Below are 17,786 nucleotides of genomic sequence, written 5' to 3' on the forward strand. Positions count from 1 at the left end.
CCCACCACCTGACCAACTCCCTCCCTTCACCTGCGTGACATGATGTCCCGCAGCCGCGGACGAGCGCGGCACCACAGATCCAGGAGCACTTCATGAAAATCAAGCTCGCCATGGCCGGCGCTGCTCTGGCCGCCGTCACCCTCACCGGCTGCGGTGGGGGCAACGACGCCTACTGCTCGGACCTGGAGGACGCCAAGACCGAGTTCGAGGCTCTCTCCGAAGGCGACGCCGCACAGTTCGACCAGACGTTCAGCACACTGCAGGGGCTCGCTGACAGTGCGCCCGATGAGCTCTCCGAGGAGTGGGCCCAGCTCGACGAGAGCATCAGCAGGGTGCAGGAGGCGCTGGACAACGCCGGCGTCACCTTCGACGACCTCGCGAACGCCCAGAGCGGCGAGCTTCCCGAGGGCGTCGAGCCCGAGGACCTGCAGGACCTCGTCGCCGAGTTCCAGGAGATCGGCAGCCAGGAGACCCAGGATGCCTCCGATGCCATCGTGGAGCACGCCAAGGAAGAGTGCGACGTCGACCTCTCCTCGTGAGCTCTGAGGTGACCCAGGACGTGCCGCCCAGCAGCGTGGATGCGTCGGAGGCGATCGCCCGGCTCGTACGGCCCGTCGAGGACTGGCCCGAACCGGGGGTCACCTTCCGTGACGTCACACCGTTGCTGGCGGACTCCGGCGGCTTCCACGCCGTGCTCGGTGAGCTCGCCGACGCTGCCCGTGCGCACGGAGACGTCGATGCGGTGCTCGGCGTGGAGTCACGCGGGTTCATCCTCGGGGCGCCGATCGCGCGCGAGCTGTCGTTGCCGTTCGTGCCGGTGCGCAAGGCCGGCAAGCTGCCGGCCGAGACCGTCGCCACCTCCTACGACCTCGAGTACGGAACGGCCACGATCGAGATTCATGCCGATGCGTTGGCGCCCGGTGCGCGCGTCGTGGTCGTCGATGACGTGCTCGCCACGGGCGGCACCCTCGCGGCCACCCGGACGCTCGTGGAGCAGTGCGGGGCGCACGTCGCCGGGCATCTCGTGATGATCGAGATCGCAGCACTGGGGGGCCGTCAGAAGCTCGACGGTGTTCCGCTGACCGTCCTGCACTCGTACTGAGGAACGCCGTGAGTACCAAGACCGTCCGCATCATCGCCATCGCGCTCATCGCTGCGCTCGTGCTGACCACGGCGGCGTCGCTGGTCAGCGGCGTGTTCTAGGGCGGCCTGCTCCACCCGGCGGGGGTGCCGGGCCGTGGGCGGCAATTGTGCGCCGCGGGGGTGCCGGGTCGTGGGCGGCAATTGTGCGTCGCGGGGGTGCGGGGCCGTGGGGGGCACGTGTGCGCCGCGGGTGCCGTGCGGCACCTGTGCACCGTGGGGGTGCCGCTCACCTTCTCTGCCCTACGATGGTCGACACATCAGGAGGGCTTGTGGCTGACCGGACCGAGACCGAGGACCAGGCACCGAAGCCGCGCCCCGAGGAACGGGCGACGGAGTCGGCGTCGGCGTCGGTGCGCGTGCGCAGCCGACTGGCCCGCATCGGTGGACGCAGCATGTCCGCCAACCCGGTTCTCGACCCCCTGCTGAGCACCTTCCGCAACACCCACGCCAAGGGTGACGTCGAGATCATCCAACGTGCCTACGACATTGCCGAGCGGATGCACGAGGGACAGACCCGCAAGAGCGGCGACCCCTACATCACCCATCCGCTGGCCGTTGCCACGATTCTGGCCGAGCTCGGCATGACCGCCCCCACGCTGTGCGCGGCCCTGCTGCACGACACCGTCGAGGACACTCCGTACACGCTCGAGGAGCTGCGGGCAGACTTCGGCGACGAGATCGTCCAGCTCGTCGACGGCGTCACCAAGCTCGACAAGGTCACCTACGGCGACTCCGCCCAGTCCGAGACCATCCGCAAGATGGTCGTCGCCATGAGCCGTGACATCCGCGTGCTCGTCATCAAGCTCGCCGACCGGTTGCACAACATGCGCACGTTGCGCTACCTGCGACGCGACAAGCAGGAACGCATCGCCACCGAGACGCTGGAGATCTTCGCGCCGTTGGCCCACCGTCTGGGCATGAACACCATCAAGTGGGAGCTGGAGGACCTCGCGTTCGCCACGCTGCACCCCAAGGTGTACGACGAGATCGTCCGGCTCGTTGCCGACCGGGCGCCGTCGCGCGGCAAGTTCCTGGAGCGGGTCATCGAGGACGTCGAGTCCGACCTGCGGCACGCCAAGCTCAAGGCCACGGTCACCGGCCGGCCCAAGCACTACTACTCGATCTACCAGAAGATGCTGGTGCGCGAGCGCGAGTTCGCCGACATCTTCGACCTCGTCGGCGTGCGGATCCTCGTCGACTCCGTGGCTGACTGCTACGGCGTGGTGGGCGTCCTGCACGCGCGGTGGAACCCGATCCCGGGACGCTTCAAGGACTACATCTCGGTCCCCAAGTTCAACATGTACCAGTCGCTGCACACGACCGTCATCGGTCCGCAGGGCAAGCCCGTCGAGCTGCAGATCCGCACCCATGCCATGCACCGACGCGCCGAGTACGGCGTCGCGGCGCACTGGAAGTACAAGCAGGACGCCACGGCCAAGGGTGGCAAGGGCGTGGCAGCCAGCAGCGACGAGATGGTGTGGCTGCGCGAGCTGATGAACTGGCAGTCCGAGACCGAGGACTCCGTCGACTTCCTGGACACGCTGCGTTTTGAGATGAACAGCGCCGGGGTCTACGCCTACACGCCGCGCGGCGACGTCATCCAGCTGCCCGAGAACTCCACCCCGGTGGACTTCGCCTACGCCGTGCACACCGAGGTCGGGCACGCCTGCATCGGTGCCCGCGTCAACGGACGACTCGTCTCCCTGGAGTCGAGGCTGAAGACCGGCGACGTGGTGGAGGTCTTCACCTCCAAGTCACCCGATGCCGGCCCGAGCCGTGACTGGCTGGAGTTTGTGGGGAGTCCGCGAGCGCGCAACAAGATCCGCCAGTGGTTCACCAAGGAACGGCGCGAGGAAGCCATCGAGCAGGGGCGCGAGCTCATTGCCAAGCAGATGCGCAAGGAGAACCTGCCGCTGCACCGCATCTTCAAGCACGACGCACTCGATACCGTCGCCAAGGACCTCAACCTGTCCGACGTGTCGTCGCTGTACGCGGCGGTCGGTGAGAACAACGTCGGGGCCCAGAACGTCGTGGAGCGGGTCATCGCGCTCGCCGGGGGACGTGAGGGTGCCGAGGAGGATCTCGCGGAGGGCACCACGCTGCCCGGAGCCAAGGCACGACGCTCTCGGCCGGACTCCGGGGAGGCGGGGGTCGTCGTCGCGGGGCTCGGTGGTGACGTGATGGTCAAGCTGGCCCGGTGCTGTACGCCGGTGCCCGGTGACGAGATCGAGGGGTTCGTGACGAGGACCTCCGGTGTCTCGGTCCACCGTGCTGACTGCGTCAACCTGCAGTCGCTGCGCAGTCAGCCTGAGCGGCTCGTGGACGTGAGCTGGGCGCCGACGTCGCAGAGCACCTTCCTGGTGGCCATCCAGGTGGAGGCGCTGGACCGCGCGCGCCTGCTGAGTGACATCACTCGGATCATCTCCGACCAGCACGTGAACATCCTCTCGGCCTCTCTCAGCACCGGCCGTGACCGCGTCGCCCTGTCGAAGTTCACCTTCGAGATGGCCGACCCCAAGCACCTGGGCCACGTCCTGCGCGCCGTCCGCGGCGTCGAGGGCGTCTTCGACGTCTACCGCCTGATCCAGTAACCCTCGCGAGTCACTGCGTCACCCGCGGCGAGTCACTGCGTCACCCGCGGCGAGTCACTCCGTCACCCGCGGCGAGTCACTGCGTTACCTGCCGCGAGTCGTTCCGTCACCTGCCGCGAGTCAGATGCACACGGTGTGCCTGTGGAGAAGCGTGCGCCGTTGTTCGCGGAATGCCTTTCACTTTCGGCATGGACCCGGCGCTCCTTACCCACCGACCCTTCACCACCTCCCAGGCCGCTGACCTCGGCATGACCAAGCGAGACCTCGCAGCACTCGTGCTGGACGGCACATTGCGCCGACCCGTCCGAGGCGTCTACGTCGACGCGCGAGCATCTGACTCCCGGGAGCTGCGCATCGCGTGCATCGAGCTGATCAAGCCATCACATGCGGTCGCGTGTAGCGAGACTGCCTCCTGGTTGATGGGCGTCGATACCTTCAAGCCGTCCGAACGATTCCTCCTGGTCCCGAGCTTCCTCGTTCCTCACGCCGAGAGCCGCCTACGACGCCCGGGAGTCTCGTGTCGGCAGGCGATCGTGCCTGACGATGACATCGTCCTCGTGGGAGACGTCGCGTCCACGTCGCCGGTACGCACCGCATCGGACCTCCTGCGCCGGTTGTATCGGCCATACGCGCTGGCGGCTGGCGACGGTTTCCTGCGAGCCGGGCTCGTGACACACCACGAGCTCATGCGGTTCGTCAGCCGCTTGAAGGGCTTCCCCGGGATCGTCCAAGCGCGTTCTCTCGTGACTCAGGTCGACGCACGGGCTGAGTCACCGGGGGAGTCTTGGCAGCGGCTGCGCATCACCGACGCCGGCTTCCCTCCGCCCGACCTGCAGATCCTCGTCACCGACCTTGAGGGCAATGATCGGCGCATCGACATGGGATATGAGAATGTCATGATCGGATCAGAGTTCGATGGTCGTGAGTTCCACACTCGTGCGGCCGACGTACTCCACGACTCGCAGCGGCGAGATCTCCTCGGACGTATCGGATGGCGCTGGGTCAATGCCACTCGCGAGCGCCTGTTCGGACCTGACACCAGTTTCGAGCAGGAGCTCGGGGCGCTGCTCGGGATCTCCCCACGGCCTCGCACCTGGGGCGGAGGCAACTGGCCCCATCCCGTCACGGAGTGACTCGCCGCGGGTGACGGGGTGACTCGCCGCGGGTGACGGGGTGACTCGCCGCGGGTGACGGGGTGACTCGCCGCGGGTGACGGGGTGACTCGCCGCGCGTCAGCCGAAGTCGGAGGCGGCCTTCTGCGCCATGGCGAGGAAGGACTCCTGGGACTCGAGCTTGTCCTGCAGCTCCTTGGCCAACTTGTCGTTCCCCGACGCCTGGGCCTTCTGCAGCGACGCGCGGGTCTCGTCGATCGCCTCCTGGAGCTTGCCGACCATGTCGTCGGCGCGGGCCGACTTCTCGGGGTCGGTGCGCTTCCACTCCTGGTCCCCGGCGGCACGGATGGCCTGTTCGACGGTCCGCAGGCGCCCTTCGAGCTCCTTGATGCGATCGCGGGGGACCTTGCCGGCCGCCTCCCAGCGGTCGGCGATGCTGTGCCACGCCCTGCGCGCGGCCTCCAGGTCCGTGATCGGGAGCAGGGCCTCCGCCTCGGAGAGGATGGCTTCCTTCACCTCCGCGTTCGCCGCGAACTCCTTGTCCTGCTCGGCATTGGCCGCCTCGCGGGCCCCGAAGAAGACGTCCTGCGCGGCGCGGAAACGTCGCCAGAGCTTGTCCTCGACGTTGCGCGGCGCCGGACCGGCGGCCTTCCACTGGCTCATGAGCTCGCGGTAGGCGCTGGACGTGGGCCCCCAGTCGGTGGAGGTGGACAGCGCCTCGGCCTCGGCGATCAGCTTCTCCTTGACCTTGGCCGCCGCCTCGCGCTTGGTGTTCTGCTCGGCGAAGTGCGCCTTGCGACGCTTGGTGTACGCGCTGCGGGCTGAGCTGAAGCGGTGCCACAGCTCGTCGTCGGCCTTCTTGGCCAGCCGAGGCAGCGCCTTCCACTCCTCCAGGAGGGTGCGCAGCGTGTCAGCACCGGAGCGCCAGTCGTTGCCCTGGGCGATCTTCTCGGCCTGCTCGGCGATGCGCTGCTTGGCCACGGCGGCCTCGGCCTGCTTGGCCTCACGTTCGGCCTTGCGCTGCTCACGCTGTTGCTGGATCGCCGGTGTCAGGGCGTCGAGACGCTTCTCCAGGGACGCGAGGTCACCCAGCGCGGAGGCATCGGTCACCTCCGTGCGCACCGTCGCGACCGCCTTGGCAGCATCGTCGGGGGAGAGGGTGCCGCTGGCCAGCCGCTTCTCCAGCAGGTCGACCTCGGTCTGCAGTCCCTGGAAGCGACGCTCGTAGAAGGCGATGCCCTCCTGGGGGTCACCGCTCATCCACTGGCCGATGAGGCGCTCGGACTCGCCGACCTTGACGTAGACGTTTCCCTCGGCGTCGACGCGCCCCCATGGGTGCTCGGCCACAGAACTCATGGCGCACAGTCTAGGTGCATGTCACCGCTGGGATCGGCCGTGAGGTCCGCCGACCCGCTCGCGTACGCTGACGGGCGTGCTTCTCACGTCTTTTCCGGCCGGCCCGCTGCAGGCCAACTGCTACTTCGTCTCCCGCGGCCCGGGCACCGGATGTGCCGTCGTCGACCCCGGGATGGACAGCATCGACGGCGTCCGCCAGGTGGTCGCCGAGCACAACCTGACCGTGGAGGCGGTGCTCATCACCCACGGCCACTTCGACCACATGTGGTGCGCCCAGGACGTCGCCCGCGAGTTCGGTGCCACGGTCTGGATCCATCCTGACGACCGGCACCTGCTGAGCGACCCCATGGCCGCGATCTCGGGAGAGTCCGCGGCCATGCTGCGCTCGCAGCTGGGTATGCACGACGTTCCCGAGTTCACCGAGCCCGACGACGTCCGCGACGCGTCCGACGGTGTCGTCATCGAGGTCGACGGGCTGCAGGTCAGCGTCGACCACGTCCCCGGGCACACGCCCGGCACGGTGTCCTACCGCGTCGACTACCCGGGCCCGGAGGAGATCTCGCAGGTGATGTTCTCCGGCGACTTCCTGTTCGCCGGATCCATCGGCCGCACCGACCTGACCGGTGGCTCGCACGAGCAGATGGTGGCGAGCCTGCGTGAGCGCGTCCTGCCGCTGCCCGACGACGTTGCCGTGCTGCCCGGACACGGGCCGCAGACGTCGATCGGCCGCGAACGCTCCACGAACCCCTTCCTGCAGGAGCTGACCGGATGAGCAGGCTGTCCGGCTTCCCGGAGCTGCTGCCTGCCGAGCGGATCGTGGAGCAGCGCGTCCTGGACCACCTGCGCCGGGTCTTCGAGCTGCATGGTTTCGCCAACCTCGAGACCCGGGCGGTCGAGCCCATGGAGGAGCTGCTGCGCAAGGGCGAGATCGACAAGGAGGTCTACACTCTGCGGCGGCTGCACGAGAATGCCGGTGCTGGTGGGGCTGGTGCTAGTGGGGCTGGGGCCGAGGAGGCCGCCGACGCCCTGGCGCTGCACTTCGACCTGACGGTGCCGTTCGCACGGTACGTGGTGGAGAACTCCCACGACCTGGACTTCCCGTTCCGCCGCTACCAGATCCAGAAGGTCTGGCGCGGTGAACGGCCACAGCAGGGACGGTTCCGCGAGTTCACCCAGGCCGACATCGACATCGTCGCCCGCGACGTCCTGCCGTTCCACTTCGACGTCGAGGTCGCGCGCGTCATGGCCGAGGCCCTGTCGGGCCTTCCGGTTCCGCGCCTGAGGCTTCAGGTGAACAACCGCAAGGTGCTCGAGGGCTTCTACGCCGGCCTCGGCATCGACGAGCCCACCCGCATCATGCCGATCGTCGACAAGCTCGACAAGCTGCCCCCCGACGCCGTCCGCACCCTGCTGCTGGACGCCGGGCTCGATGAGCGCCAGGCTGACGCCTGCCTCGCGTTGTCGGCGATCAGTGCCGCCGACGCCTCGTTCGTGGCGCAGGTCGAGGCGCTCGGCGTGGAGCACGAGCTGCTGGCCGAGGGACTGCAGGAGCTTGCGCGCGTCATCGAGGGATGTGCCGGCATCGACGGCGCCGACGTCGTGGTCGACCTGAGCATCGCCCGCGGCCTGGACTACTACACGGGCACGGTCTTCGAGACCCGGATGGCCGGGTACGAGCACCTCGGCTCGGTCTGCTCCGGTGGCCGGTACGACGAGCTCGCGCGGGACAACCGCAACACCTACCCCGGCGTCGGGATCTCGCTCGGGGTCTCCCGGCTGGTCGTGCCGTTGCTCGCCGACGGGATCACGGCCTCGCGCTCCGTGCCGTCGGCCGTCCTGGTGACCGTCCTGCACGAGGCCGCCCGGCCCGAGAGCGATGATCTCGCGACGCTCCTGCGCTCGCGCGGTGTCCCGACGGAGGTGGCGCCCAGCGCCCAGAAGCTCGGCAAGCAGATCCGCCACGCCGAACGTCGTGGCATCCCGTTCGTGCTGTTCCCGGGCGACCCGGTCCAGGTCAAGGACCTGCGCACCGGTGACCAGGTCGACGTCGATCCGGCCACCTGGCTACCCCCGGAGGCCGACCTGGCCCCCGGCATCATCACCCCCGCAACCACTGCCAACACCGACTCACCCGAGGAGATCGCCCCGTGATCCGCACCCACGACGCCGGAACGCTGACCGCCGAGAACATCGGCGACGAGGTCACGCTCGCCGGATGGGTCGCCCGCCGCCGCGACCACGGCGGTGTCGCCTTCATCGACCTGCGCGAGGCCACCGGTGTCGTCCAGGTGGTCATCCGCGAGGAGGTCGCGCACCAGCTGCGGGCGGAGTACTGCCTGCGGATCGTCGGGACGGTCCGTGAGCGGCCGGAGGGCAATGAGAACGAGGCAATCGCCACCGGGCAGATCGAGGTCGTGGCGGACGACGTCGAGGTGCTGAGTGCCTCCGCGCCGCTCCCGTTCCCCGTGGACGACGCCTCGTCCGCGAGCTCGGGCACCGTCGGCGAGGAGGCGCGCCTGCGCCACCGCTACCTCGACCTGCGGCGCAGCGGACCCTCGCACGCGCTGCGGTTGCGCAGCCAGGTCAACGCCGCGGCCCGGTCGGTGCTGGAGAAGCACCGGTTCATCGAGGTGGAGACCCCCACCTTGACCCGCTCGACGCCTGAGGGCGCCCGCGACTTCCTCGTCCCCGCCCGGCTGCGGCCCGGCAGCTGGTACGCGCTGCCGCAGAGCCCTCAGCTGTTCAAGCAGCTGCTCATGGTGGCCGGCACCGAGCGGTACTACCAGATCGCACGCTGCTACCGCGACGAGGACTTCCGCGCCGACCGGCAGCCCGAGTTCACCCAGCTCGACCTCGAGATGAGCTTCGTCGACGCCGATGACGTCATGACGCTCGCCGAGGAGATCTACGTCGAGCTCTGGCGGCTGATCGACGTCGAGCTGCCGCGGCCGTTCCCCCGCATCACCTACGCCGACGCCATGGCTCGCTACGGCTCGGACAAGCCGGACCTGCGTCTGGACCTCGAGCTGGTGGAGCTGACCGACTACTTCAAGGACACCCCGTTCCGGGTCTTCCAGGCGCCGTACGTCGGCGCTGTCGTGCACCCGGGCGGGGCCTCGCAGCCTCGCCGGACGCTCGATGCGTGGCAGGAGTGGGCCAAGCAGCGCGGCGCCCGTGGGCTGGCCTACGTGCTCGTGCAGGAGGACGGCACGCTCGGTGGTCCGGTGGCCAAGAACCTCTCCGATGCCGAGCGCGATGGCTTGGCGGGAGCGGCGGGTGCGCGTCCCGGTGACGCGATCTACTTCGCTGCCGGTCCCGCCAAGCCCATGCGCCAGCTGCTGGGCGCTGCCCGGCTCGAGATCGGCCGTCGCGAGGGCCTCATCGATGAGTCGGCGTGGGAGTTCTGCTGGGTGGTGGACTGGCCGATGTTCGAGGCCGTCGACGAGCTGGACTCCGGTGACGTCGCCGTCGGTGGCGGTGAGTGGACCGCGGTGCACCACGCGTTCACGGCGCCGGCCGACCCGGCGAGCCTGGACGATCCGGGGTCCTCGACGGCCCTGGCCTACGACATCGTCTGCAACGGCAACGAGATCGGCGGCGGCTCGATCCGTATCCATCGCGAGGACGTGCAGAAGAAGGTCTTCTCGATCATGGGCATCGACGAGGCCGAGGCGCAGGAGAAGTTCGGGTTCCTGCTGGAGGCCTTCGCCTACGGTGCGCCCCCGCACGGTGGCATCGCGTTCGGCTGGGACCGCACCGTCGCACTGCTCGCGGGCGTCGACTCGATCCGTGAGGTCATCGCCTTTCCCAAGTCCGGCGGCGGCTACGACCCGCTCACGGCCGCGCCGGCACCCATCACCGCGCAGCAGCGAGCCGAGGCCGGTGTCGACGCCGAGCCGGATGACGCGAGCTCGCAGGAGGACGGCGACCCGTCGGACGTCAGGAGCTGAGGCTCTCCTGAGTCACGAAGTTTCCCACGAGACCGCTGGAAACCTGCGTCAGCCACACGAAACTTCGTGTGTGCTGCGCAAGATTCGAGCGGTCTCGTGGGAAACCTGCACGGGGTGGGTAGGGTCGCCGATGTGAGTGACGACGGACTGTTCGACCTGCCGGCAGCGGCGCCGACCACTGCTGCGCAGGGTGGGGGGAGCCTGGCGGGCAACGCGCACGCCTCGGCGCCACTCGCGGTCCGGATGCGTCCGGCGACTCTCGAGGAGCTCGTCGGCCAGGAGCACCTGCTGGCGGCCGGATCGCCACTGCGGCAGATGATCGACGACGACCAGCCGCTCACCGTCTTGCTGTGGGGGCCTCCGGGCACGGGAAAGACCACGATCGCCTCCCTCATCAGCCGGCACACCAACCGCCGCTTCCAGGAGGTCTCGGCGGTCTCCGCGGGTGTCAAGGAGGTCCGCGACGTCATCGCGGGTGCACGGCGTGCTCTGCAGAACGGTGTCGAGACGGTGCTGTTCGTCGACGAGGTGCACCGATTCAGCAAGGCACAGCAGGACGCCCTGCTGCCGGGTGTGGAGAATCGGTGGGTCTCGCTGGTCGCGGCCACCACCGAGAACCCGCACTTCAGCGTCATCTCGCCCCTGCTGAGTCGCTCGCTGCTGCTGACGTTGCAGTCGCTCACCGACGACGACGTCGCCACGATGCTCGACCGTGCCCTCACCGACGAGCGGGGACTCGCCGGCGCCGTCACGCTCACCGACGAGGCGCGGGCCCATCTCGTGCGGCTTGCCGGAGGGGACGGCCGCCGCGTGCTCACCTACCTGGAGGCCGCTGCGGGCGCCACGACGTCGCAGGGCCGCACCGAGGTCACCGTCGAGGATGCCGCGCTGGCCGTCGACCGCGCCGCGGTGCGTTACGACCGCCAGGGGGACCAGCACTACGACGTCACGAGCGCGTTCATCAAGAGCATCCGCGGCTCCGACGTCGATGCCGCTCTGCACTATCTCGCCCGGATGGTCGAGGCGGGCGAGGACCCTCGGTTCATCGCCCGCCGGCTGATGATCCATGCCAGCGAGGACGTCGGTATGGCCGACCCGACCGCACTGGTCACGGCCACGGCGACGGCTCAGGCCGTCGCGCTCATCGGTTTTCCGGAGGCGCGCATCCCGTTGGCGCAAGCGGTCATCCATCTGGCGACCGCACCCAAGTCCAATGCCGTCGTCCGCGCCATCGGGGCTGCCGAGGTCGATGTGCGTGCCGGCAAGATCGGTCCCGTCCCGCCGGCCTTGCGCGATGCCCACTACGCGGGGGCCAAGAAGCTCGGTCACGGCCACGACTACCGCTACGCCCACGACGATGCACGGGGCGTCGTCCCGCAGCAGTACGCGCCCGACGACGTCGACGGCACCGACTACTACGAGCCGGGCCCTCATGGTGCCGAGGGTGCGCTGGGCGAGCGGTTGGCCCGCATCCGCGCCATCCTGCGCGACCGCTGAGACAGCGGGGGTGCGGGGCTTGGAGGAGACGGAGCGCCCGGGGTGGCGTGAAGGCACTGCCACCTGCGTCGCGCCACTGGCGCCTTGTAACCTCGACGCATGCCTTCGGACGTCGTGCTGCTCGCCGTGACTGCGGTCCTCGCGGTCGTGGCGGTCGTCGCTGCCGTCGTCGCGACGCGGGCGTCACGTCAGGTCGTCCGGGCCCGGCAGGACTCGCGAGTCCTGGCGGTTTGCGAGCCACGCGATGAGTCCGCGCCGCGGGAGCCGGTCGCGTCGGTCACGAGTGTTCCGGAGCGTCCCGCCGAGCTCGCTCCCCGTGTGGTCGAGGGGCGTGTCGTCGTGCCGCCCACCCGCGAAGAGGTCGTCTCCACTGCTCTCAGCAGGCCGCAGGTGCGTCTGGCCGTGCTGGTCCACGGCCTGGTCACGGCGCTGCGGCCGGAGAGCCGCGACCGGATTGCGGCGCTCATGCGCCGTGAGTACCGCGACCGCCGCCGGTACCGCCTGCGTGCTGGTCGCCGCGCGTCGCGTGCTGCCCACCTGGCCCCGACGTCGGCCGGCGATCGTTGGCTCGGCGAGCTCCCGCAGACTGCCGCAGATGACTCGAACGGACGGGCGATCGACGCGTGAACGGACGCATCGTGTGGTTCGTCGCCGGTTCGGTGGCCGGGGTCTACGCCTCGGTCAAGGCGCGCCGTGCCGCCTACCGGATGTCCATGCCCGGCCTCATCGACCAGGCTGCCGCCCTGGGAGAGGGCGCCCGGGCCTTCTCCTCGGAGGTCCGCGACGGCATGCGGACGAAGCAGGCCGAGCTCGAGCGTGAGCTTGCCGGGGAGCCGGACCCGCCGGACCACCCGAACCTCAGACCACCCCCCACGGCCGCGCAGGACGCCCTCGTGAGCCGGCCCCCCTCGAACCAGAAGGACCACTGACCATGAAGACCTCCGCATGAAGACTGCCGAGATCCGCCGCCGATTCCTCTCCCACTTCGAGCGTGCGGGCCACACCGTCGTTCCGTCGGCGCCGCTGCTGCTCGACGATCCGAACCTGCTGTTCGTCAATGCCGGGATGGTCCCCTTCAAGCCGTACTTCCTGAAGCAGGAGACGCCGCCGTTCGATCGTGCGGCGAGCGTCCAGAAGTGTGTGCGGACCCTCGACATCGAGGAGGTCGGCAAGACCACACGGCACGGCACGTTCTTCCAGATGAACGGCAACTTCTCCTTCGGGGACTACTTCAAGGCCGGTGCCATCGAGCACGCGTGGAGCCTGATCACCGGGTCTCTCGACGACGGCGCCCTCGGGATCGATCCGGAGGCGGTCTGGGTCACGGTCCTGGACGGCGACGACGAGGCGCGGGGACTGTGGCGCGAGATCGCGGGCCTGCCCGACGAGCGGATCCAGGCCCGCGGGCTGCTCGACAACTACTGGCACATGGGTGTGGAGGGACCGGGTGGACCCTGCAGCGAGATCTACGTCGACCGGGGCCCCCAGTTCGGACCCGACGGCGGCCCGGTGGTCGATGAGGACCGTTTCCTGGAGATCTGGAACCTGGTGTTCATGCAGGAGGAGATCACCAACGTCCGCGCCAAGGACGACTTCGACGTCGTCGCTCCTCTGCCGAGCAAGAACATCGACACCGGAATGGGCCTGGAGCGGGTCGCCTACCTGCTGCAGGGCAAGGAGAACCTCTACGAGATCGACCAGGTCTTCCCGGTCATCGCCCGCGCCAGCGAGCTGAGCGGTCGCACGTACGGTGCCGACGCCGACGCCGACGTGCGCTTCCGGGTGGTGGCCGACCACGTCCGCAGCGGTCTGATGCTCATGGGCGACGGTGTCACGCCGGGCAACGAGGCCCGGGGCTACGTCCTGCGCCGTCTGTTGCGTCGCGCCGTGCGGTCCATGCGGCTGCTCGGGTACGAGGATCCCGCGCTGCCGCAGCTGCTGCCGGTCAGCAAGGACCTCATGAAGGAGTCCTACCCTGAGCTTGAGGTGGACTTCGCGCGGATCGAGCAGGTGGCCTACGCCGAGGAGGACTCCTTCCGCCAGACGCTCGGCAAGGGGACGCAGATCTTCGACCTCGCGGTCTCCACCGTCAAGCGGGAGGGACGCGGTGGTCTGTCCGGCGACGCCGCCTTCACCCTGCATGACACGTACGGCTTCCCGATCGACCTCACCCTCGAGATGGCCGCCGAGCAGGGCCTGGAGGTCGATGCCGACGGGTTCCGCTCGCTCATGGCCGAGCAGAAGGCGCGGGCCAAGGCCGACGCCAAGGCCAAGAAGGGTGTCCACGCCGACACGACGGCCTACCGGGAGACCCTCGACGCCCACGGTCCGACCGACTGGCAGGCGTACACGACGCTGTCCACGCAGTCACGTGTGCTCGCGCTGCTGAGCGAGGGGGCACCGGTGCCGGCGATCTCCGCCGGCAGCATCGGTGAGGTGGTGCTCGACCGCACGCCCTTCTATGCCGAGTCCGGGGGCCAGAACGCCGATGCCGGCACCATCAGCTGGGAGAACGCCGGTCCGGGCCGCGGCACGGCCGAGGTGCTGGACGTCCAGCGACCCATCAAGGGGCTGGTCGTCCACCAGCTCCGGGTGCTGGAGGGCGAGCTGACCCTCGACGCGCAGGTGAGCGCCGACGTCGACCCCGAGTGGCGCACCGGCGCCCGTCAGGCACACTCCGGCACGCACGTCGTGCATGCCGCGCTGCGTGAGGTGCTCGGCCCCACGGCCCTGCAGTCCGGTTCCTACAACCGGCCCGGCTACCTGCGTCTGGACTTCGGCTGGAACAACGCGCTGTCGCCGGAGCAGCTGCACGACGTCGAGCACGCCTCCAACCGGGCGCTGCGTGAGGACCTGGCGGTCTCCGCGCAGTACATGACGTTGCCCGAGGCCAAGGAGTGGGGCGCGCTCGCCCTGTTCGGAGAGACCTACGGGGACCAGGTCCGCGTCGTGGAGATCGGTGGCCCGTGGTCGCGCGAGCTCTGTGGCGGCACCCACGTCGAGCGGTCCAGCCAGATCGGCACCGTCGTCGTCACGTCTGACAGCTCGGTGGGCTCCGGTCACCGTCGTGTGGAGGCGCTCACCGGTCTCGAGGGCTTCGCCTACCTCGCCAAGGAGCGCGACCTCGTGCTGCAGCTCACCGACACCCTCAAGGCCCGGCCCGAGGACGTCCCCGGCCGCGTCCAGGACCTCGTGGCACGGTTGAGGAGCACCGAGAAGGAGCTGGAGAGGCTCAAGGCGGCCCAGCTGCAGGGTGCCGCCGGTGACATTGCCGAGAGGGCCGTCGACGTGGACGGTGTCGCGCTCGTGGCGCACCACGCCGAGGGCGCCGGCGGCGCGGACGTGCGCTCGCTCGCCCTCGACGTCCGGGGGCGTCTGCGGGACCGGCCGGCGGTCGTCGTCGTCATCGGTGATGCCGGCGGCAAGCCCAGCGTCGTCGTCGCGGTCAACGACGCGGCCCAGGACCGGGGACTGGCCGCCAACGAGCTCATCGGCGTGGTCGGTGGACCGATCGGCGGTCGTGGCGGCGGCAAGCCGGACGTCGCGCAGGGCGGCGGCGCGGACGTCGCGGGTGTTCCTGCGGCCCTGCAGGCTGCCCGCCAGGCCGTGGCCGGAGCCACCTCGACCGGGGCGGGACGCTGACCGTGCGACGCGGTCGCCGGCTCGGTGTCGACGTCGGCTCGGTGCGCATCGGGGTCGCCGTGTGCGACCCCGACGGCCTGGTGGCCACACCGTTGGAGACCGTCGCGGCCGGTGACGGCGCTGTCGGTCGCCTGGCGGAGCTCGCCGAGGAGGTCTCGGCGATCGAGTTCGTCGTCGGGCTGCCGGTCTCGCTCAACGGACGTGAGAGCCACGCTGCGACCACGGTCCGCGCCTTCGTCGAGACGCTGCGCCACGCCGTGCCGGACGTCGGAATCCGCCTCCACGACGAACGAATGTCTACGATGTCGGCGGACAGTCTGCTGCGTGAAGGTGGACGGTCCGGGCGCTCGAGGCGCGAGGTGATCGACCAGGCGGCCGCTACGGTCATCCTCCAAGCAGCACTCGATGCCGAACGGACCAGGGGTGTACCGCCGGGCGAGACGATCTGAGGACACATGAGTGACAGCGGGCTCGACATCGTGGGTGAGCGCCCCCCTGAACGGCCCCGCCCAGGCCGTCGTCGCGCGGCCAAGCGCAAGCGGCGCGGGCGTTCAGTCCTGCGACTCATCGTCATCCTCGCCGTCCTGGCGGGCCTGGTCGCCGGCGGGCTGTGGGCCGTCGGCAAGATCGATGAGGTCTTCAACGGCCCCGATGACTACACCGGTCAGGGAGAGGGCGAGGTCGTCGTCGAGATCACCGAGGGCTCGGGCGGACAGCAGATCGCCGAGGCCCTCGCGGAGGCCGACGTCGTGGCGAGCGCGGAGGCCTTCTACCAGCTGGCGCTCGTCGACGAGCGGATCAACGAGGTCCAGCCCGGCTTCTACCAGCTGCGCTCCAAGATGTCCGCCGAGTGGGCGATGCGTGAGCTGGCCGACCCCAACAACCGGGTCGAGGGCCGTGTGACCATTCCCGAGGGGGCCAGGGTCAACCAGATCCCGGAGCTCGTGGCCAACGGGTCGCAGATCGCGGCCGAGGACGTCGAGGCCGAGCTGGAGGAGCCCGGCGAGCTCGGGCTCCCTGAGGAGGCTGACGGCAACCCCGAGGGGTATCTCTTCCCGGCCACGTACACGGTGCAGCCCGGCGCCAGTGCACGAGAGCTGCTGCAGCAGATGGTCGCCCGCATGCTCCAGGTCGAGAGCGAGCTCACGATGGACGAACGCTCCCGTGAGCTCGGGTACGACAAGGAGGAGATCCTCACCATCGCCAGCATCCTGGAGTACGAGGTCGCCACCGACGACTTCGCCCGGGCGTCGCGGGTCATCCACAACCGGCTCGAGGCCGGTGAGGCGCTGCGGATGGACTCCACCGTCCACTACATCAGTGGCCGTGCAGGAGACGTCTTCACCACCCCCGAGGAGCGCGAGAGCGACTCGCCGTACAACACCTACCAGGTCACGGGACTTCCGCCGGGACCGATCGGCTCACCGGGGCAGGCCGCGATCGAGGCTGCGCTGAACCCTGAGGAGGGTGACTGGATGTACTTCGTGGCCGACCCGGAGACGGGAGAGACCACCTTCAACACCACCTACGCCGAGCACCAGGCCGCCTGCCAGGAGGCCGGGTTCTCGTGCTGAGACGCTGCGGTGTCGTCGGCCACCCCGTCCAGCACTCACTCTCGCCGGCCATGCACCGTGCGGCCTACGCCGCGCTCGGCCTGGACTGGACCTATGACGCCGTCGACGTCGCCCCGGGTGGCCTCGCCGAGCACGTCGCCTCCCTGGACGAGAGCTGGCGGGCCCTGTCGGTGACTGCTCCGCACAAGCGCGACGCCCTTGCGCTCGCGGACGTCCCGGACGACGTGGCCCTGGCCGTGGGCGGCGCCAACACGTTGCTCCTCGGGGAGCGCGTCGCCGCCCACAACACCGACGTCGCGGGCGTGGTGGCCGCGCTGCAGGAGCGTGGTGTGGACGCCCCGCGTTCGGTGCGCATCGTGGGCGGGGGTGCGACGGCCACGTCGGTGGCCGCCGCGGTCGCACGGATGGGTGCGGCGAGCGTGGAGCTCGTCGTCCGTGACGAGGCCCGTGCCGCCCAGGCAGCCGAGGTCGCGACGACGGCCGGTCTGGCGGTCACCGTCAGCGACCTGGCGGACGTGGCACAGCACGGTGGCGTGGACCTGCTGGTCTCCACGGTGCCCACCGAAGCCGTGGCGCAGCACGCCGAGCGGCTCGTCGGCGCGGCGTCGGCCGTCTTCGACGTCGTGTACGACCCGTGGCCCACCCCGCTCGCCGAGGCGACCGTCGCGGCGTCACGCCCGCTCGTCAACGGCCTCGACCTGCTGGCGCACCAGGCGATCGCCCAGGTGGAGCTCATGTGTGGTGTCGTCCTCCGCCCAGGGCCCGGAACCCCCGGCGGTGTCGTTGTCCGCCCAGGGCCCGGAACCCCCGCCGGTGTCGACGTGGGGGTCGACCTCCTGCGCGATGCCGCCGTGGCCGAGCTCGCTCGCCGTTCCCCGACCGCCTGAGGCCTGCTCCGCACGTTCTCCTGCGGGCCGGCCG

Annotated in this window: 15 protein-coding genes; 14 read left to right on the plus strand and 1 reads right to left on the minus strand. The window is 69.8% G+C overall.

The features are described from left to right. Positions 1 to 92: 92 nt before the first annotated feature. The 4 genes from ACEVFP_RS08530 to ACEVFP_RS08545 all read left to right on the plus strand — a co-directional run bounded on the left by ACEVFP_RS08530 (position 93) and on the right by ACEVFP_RS08545 (position 4,867). Positions 93 to 539: a hypothetical protein gene (locus ACEVFP_RS08530; RefSeq protein ID WP_375003326.1), complete on the plus strand. Its 447-nt coding sequence runs from the start codon at positions 93 to 95 to the stop codon at positions 537 to 539. After that, positions 536 to 1,102: an adenine phosphoribosyltransferase gene (locus ACEVFP_RS08535; protein ID WP_375003328.1), complete on the plus strand. Its 567-nt coding sequence runs from the start codon at positions 536 to 538 to the stop codon at positions 1,100 to 1,102. Before ACEVFP_RS08530 ends, ACEVFP_RS08535 begins: the two co-directional genes overlap by 4 nt. A gap of 286 nt (positions 1,103 to 1,388) precedes the next feature. Further along, positions 1,389 to 3,734 carry a RelA/SpoT family protein gene (locus tag ACEVFP_RS08540; protein ID WP_375003329.1) on the plus strand — a complete coding sequence of 782 codons (2,346 nt, stop codon included), beginning with the start codon at positions 1,389 to 1,391 and terminating at the stop codon, positions 3,732 to 3,734. Positions 3,735 to 3,922: 188 nt separating this feature from the next. Further along, a complete protein-coding gene (locus tag ACEVFP_RS08545; protein WP_375003331.1) occupies positions 3,923 to 4,867 on the plus strand; it encodes a type IV toxin-antitoxin system AbiEi family antitoxin domain-containing protein in 945 nt (314 codons plus the stop codon). A gap of 99 nt (positions 4,868 to 4,966) precedes the next feature. Here the strand turns inward: ACEVFP_RS08545 and ACEVFP_RS08550 are convergent, their stop codons facing one another. Next, on the minus strand, positions 4,967 to 6,202 hold the full coding sequence (locus ACEVFP_RS08550) for a DUF349 domain-containing protein (RefSeq protein WP_375003332.1): 1,236 nt from the start codon (positions 6,200 to 6,202) through the stop codon (positions 4,967 to 4,969). 76 nt (positions 6,203 to 6,278) lie between these two features. Between ACEVFP_RS08550 and ACEVFP_RS08555 the strand changes: the two genes are divergently transcribed. From ACEVFP_RS08555 to ACEVFP_RS08600, 10 genes are all read left to right on the plus strand, one after another. Next, a complete protein-coding gene (locus ACEVFP_RS08555; RefSeq protein ID WP_375003334.1) occupies positions 6,279 to 6,974 on the plus strand; it encodes an MBL fold metallo-hydrolase in 696 nt (231 codons plus the stop codon). Beyond that, entirely contained in the window at positions 6,971 to 8,353 is a 1,383-nt protein-coding gene (gene hisS, locus ACEVFP_RS08560) for a histidine--tRNA ligase (RefSeq protein ID WP_375003335.1), read from the plus strand. Before ACEVFP_RS08555 ends, hisS begins: the two co-directional genes overlap by 4 nt. Next, entirely contained in the window at positions 8,350 to 10,152 is a 1,803-nt protein-coding gene (gene aspS / locus ACEVFP_RS08565; RefSeq protein ID WP_375003336.1) for an aspartate--tRNA ligase, read from the plus strand. Before hisS ends, aspS begins: the two co-directional genes overlap by 4 nt. Positions 10,153 to 10,284: 132 nt before the next feature. Continuing rightward, positions 10,285 to 11,649: a replication-associated recombination protein A gene (locus ACEVFP_RS08570; RefSeq protein WP_375003337.1), complete on the plus strand. Its 1,365-nt coding sequence runs from the start codon at positions 10,285 to 10,287 to the stop codon at positions 11,647 to 11,649. Between the two features lie 99 nt (positions 11,650 to 11,748). Then, complete coding sequence (locus ACEVFP_RS08575) at positions 11,749 to 12,276, plus strand: hypothetical protein (RefSeq protein ID WP_375003338.1); 528 nt, start codon at positions 11,749 to 11,751, stop codon at positions 12,274 to 12,276. Then, positions 12,273 to 12,578, plus strand: coding sequence for a DUF6167 family protein (locus ACEVFP_RS08580; protein WP_375003339.1), 306 nt, complete (start codon positions 12,273 to 12,275; stop codon positions 12,576 to 12,578). The genes ACEVFP_RS08575 and ACEVFP_RS08580 overlap by 4 nt, the downstream gene beginning before the upstream one ends. 16 nt (positions 12,579 to 12,594) lie before the next feature. Further along, the gene (alaS, locus tag ACEVFP_RS08585; RefSeq protein WP_375003340.1) at positions 12,595 to 15,291 is read left to right on the plus strand and encodes an alanine--tRNA ligase; all 2,697 of its coding nucleotides are present in this window, start codon (positions 12,595 to 12,597) and stop codon (positions 15,289 to 15,291) included. Between the two features lie 2 nt (positions 15,292 to 15,293). Continuing rightward, a complete protein-coding gene (ruvX, locus tag ACEVFP_RS08590) occupies positions 15,294 to 15,740 on the plus strand; it encodes a Holliday junction resolvase RuvX (RefSeq protein WP_375003342.1) in 447 nt (148 codons plus the stop codon). 6 nt (positions 15,741 to 15,746) lie between these two features. Next, a complete protein-coding gene (gene mltG / locus ACEVFP_RS08595; RefSeq protein WP_375003343.1) occupies positions 15,747 to 16,865 on the plus strand; it encodes an endolytic transglycosylase MltG in 1,119 nt (372 codons plus the stop codon). Beyond that, on the plus strand, positions 16,859 to 17,752 hold the full coding sequence (locus ACEVFP_RS08600; protein WP_375003344.1) for a shikimate dehydrogenase: 894 nt from the start codon (positions 16,859 to 16,861) through the stop codon (positions 17,750 to 17,752). Before mltG ends, ACEVFP_RS08600 begins: the two co-directional genes overlap by 7 nt. The last annotated feature ends 34 nt before the right edge of the window (positions 17,753 to 17,786 follow it).

Origin of the sequence: Aeromicrobium sp. CTD01-1L150 (assembly GCF_041951745.1) — a bacterium.
Classification (GTDB): Bacteria; Actinomycetota; Actinomycetes; order Propionibacteriales; family Nocardioidaceae; genus Aeromicrobium.